Below are 2,693 nucleotides of genomic sequence, written 5' to 3' on the forward strand. Positions count from 1 at the left end.
GGCTCTTTCTCAAAGTGAGTGGGTAAGATTAGCAATCCCGCCTATGGTAAGGCTTGACATGTTCCATTTAATATCTGCTGTTTTTGAGGGGAAGCATATAAAGGGTAAGGCGGTAGATTGCACTACCCGCTCCCGTTGGTCGCTAGTCTTAAGTTGAGTTGCCCATATGAAATAAGAAGGAACCAAAAAAATGCTTTCTGCAAAAAATCATTGCACAACTTTCATCTTTAGGTTATACTATATTTTACCAAATAAGGATATGGACAGAAATTTTCATATAAACTTTAGATTGAGTATTATGGGGTCAAGGGGTCAGCGACCCCCGGCTCAGTGGGGGGGTTAGCCCTCTTGCGGGGTGGGTCTGAGGGAGGCCAGGTGCGACCTGGAGCGCCAAGAAGCAGAGCCGCCTCCCTTCTTTCTTCTCATAGGCTTTCAGGTATAGGGTTATGACATCAGCCGAGTCCTGCTCCTACGACACGGATGACCTCAGACGTATGATAGCCCATTACGTGGCTGATGCGCGGGTGCCACGGAGGATAAGGCTCATGGAGGATACGTCGGACTTTTTCAAGATCGAATACGACGATGTCCTCCTATTGGGGGGTAGGCCATACCTGATGCGAAACAACCAGAAGGAGGGACGCTTTGGCATTGAAGATGAACCAAAGTTCTGGGTCAGAAAGGCCATAGACCTTGTCGATGGCAGCGAAAAGATAATCAAGATGGTGTTTCACGAAAGATACAACGCCAACATCGGCGGAATTGTCTTTGACTGTGTGAGGAGTCCGCAGAAGGAGGCGCGTATCCTGGGCAAGGTTGCCGGTAACGAGCGATTTATGCAAGGCTTTGCGGTCAAGGATTCAGCGGGTAACATCATCCGGGTGTTAGACTACATCAGGGGGGTAAACTTTTCGGCCCACGTCCTGTCACTAAACAAGGGGCACGAAAAATATTATCACACCAATCTCCGGCAGGTCATCGACGAGTTCATTGCCCTGGTGCAGGCCATCGGGTTCTTGCATGGCTGCGACGAAAAACACGGCGACATCAGGCGCGATCACATTATCATGGATAGCAACAGTGGTAAGGGGCGTTGGATTGACTTTGACTATACCTTTTTAAACGTTCAGAACAGGTTTGGCTATGACCTCTTTGGCCTTGGCAACATCCTGACCTTCGTCGTGGCCGGCGGCGATGTCACTGTCCAAACGCTTCAGACAAACAACCCGCAACTCTTGCAACGTCTCAGTGAGGAGGACATGAACATCGTCTTTCAAAACCGCCTGGTCAATCTCAGGAAGGTCTACCCCTACATTGCTGACGCATTAAACCTGGTGCTTCTGCACTTCTCCAACGGGGCCAACGTCTTCTATGACACCGTTGCGGAGTTCCTGGAGGACCTCCTGGAGGCAAGAGATAAGCTCACGTAAGTGAGACCAAGGAGCCGCGTGCTATGAATGACACAAACGTTAGATTTGATATGTTTACATTGATCAAGGCCAGACGGCTCCTGATAGCCGTGGATGACAACGAGCACTCACGGCGCGCCATACGTTTTGTGGGCGAATTGCTCGGAGGGGTGCCTGGATTTAGCGCACACATATGCCACATTGCCGTGCTGCTTGAAGACGATGCCTTTGTCTCCGAGGAAGAGTCCAGGGAATGGGCCAAGTTCCTCATTGGGGAGAAACAGAAGATGCTCCAGGGCTACCGCAACATGCTGGCAGAGGCCGGATTTGCCGATGACGCCTTGTCCACAAGTGTGGTCATGAGCAAGCAGTCAGCCATAACGGAAAGCATCATCAGGGAACAGCTCAACAGCGGCGCCTGCATCATCGTGGTTGGCAGACGCGGGATATCCAAAAAAGAAGAGTTCATACTCGGCAGCACCACAAACAACCTCATACACAAGTGTAAAAACTGTGCAGTCTGGGTCGTCGAATAAAGAACTATTATGAGACCTTATCTCTGCGATGTCTTTTTACGGTAACAATCGAGGTCCAGGATCATTTCCATGTCATCAAAGCATCCCTTGGATATGTAATCAAAGCCGCACTTGAGGTACACGTGCATTGCCCTCAGATTTGATGACGCCACTGACAGCCATATCTTATCAAATCCGAGGTCGTTTGAGACATCGATAACCGACCTGGTCAGTTGCGTACCAATGCCGATGTTTTGGTACATGGACGAAACCGCAACAAAAAACTCGCACAACTTCGTGCTTACGGTAAACAGCGCCGAGTGACCCAATATGGTGTTATCCATGGAAAGGGCGAGCACATTTAATCCGCTACGGATCATGTCATTGACCCACTGGATGCAGGCCGACTCTGCAATGGGCGGAAGGCCGTTAAAGGAGTTTTTTGGTTCGTAGGCGAGGTATGTCTCAATTAAGGCGTCGTACATGGTCTTATCAAAAGGACGTATGCAAAACGGCTCGTTTTTCTTGTTCAGAAATGTCTTTGAATTGGTTAAAGTGATTAACTCGTTAAACTTGTCTATCATAACCTAACCCTCCAACATAGAATTCTTCTATATAGATATATTATAGCACGTTTCGATTGGATTAAATACAATATACATGGCATTTTTACGGGGTCAAGGGGACTGGTCCCCTTGCGGGGGGTTCTGAAGGGGGGCGGAGCCGCCCCTTTCTTTCTTTGTATCGCATGCAATCGAAACGCTCTATA

General features: G+C 48.9%; 3 protein-coding genes. 2 read left to right on the plus strand and 1 reads right to left on the minus strand.

What is annotated here, in order from left to right; all coding sequences use genetic code 11:
• Window positions 1-446: 446 nt before the first annotated feature.
• A complete protein-coding gene (locus HWQ67_RS15835; protein ID WP_218253654.1) occupies window positions 447-1,430 on the plus strand; it encodes a hypothetical protein in 984 nt (327 codons plus the stop codon).
• Between the two features lie 23 nt (window positions 1,431-1,453).
• Complete coding sequence (locus tag HWQ67_RS15840; RefSeq protein ID WP_218253655.1) at window positions 1,454-1,945, plus strand: universal stress protein; 492 nt, start codon at window positions 1,454-1,456, stop codon at window positions 1,943-1,945.
• A 17-nt stretch (window positions 1,946-1,962) separates the two neighbouring features.
• Here HWQ67_RS15840 and HWQ67_RS15845 read toward each other — a convergent pair whose 3' ends face one another.
• On the minus strand, window positions 1,963-2,508 hold the full coding sequence (locus HWQ67_RS15845) for a GNAT family N-acetyltransferase (RefSeq protein ID WP_218253656.1): 546 nt from the start codon (window positions 2,506-2,508) through the stop codon (window positions 1,963-1,965).
• Window positions 2,509-2,693 lie beyond the last annotated feature (185 nt).

It is taken from the genome of Candidatus Magnetobacterium casense (assembly GCF_019173545.1).
Lineage (GTDB): Bacteria > Nitrospirota > Thermodesulfovibrionia > Thermodesulfovibrionales > Magnetobacteriaceae > Magnetobacterium > Magnetobacterium cryptolimnobacter.

What these genes read in the sequence shown, in the direction of transcription:
- HWQ67_RS15835 (WP_218253654.1), top strand. Translation starts at nt 447, where the DNA reads ATGACATCAGCCGAGTCCTGCTCCTACGACACGGATGACCTCAGACGT.
- HWQ67_RS15840 (WP_218253655.1), top strand. Translation starts at nt 1,454, where the DNA reads ATGAATGACACAAACGTTAGATTTGATATGTTTACATTGATCAAGGCC.
- HWQ67_RS15845 (WP_218253656.1), bottom strand. Translation starts at nt 2,508, where the DNA reads ATGATAGACAAGTTTAACGAGTTAATCACTTTAACCAATTCAAAGACA.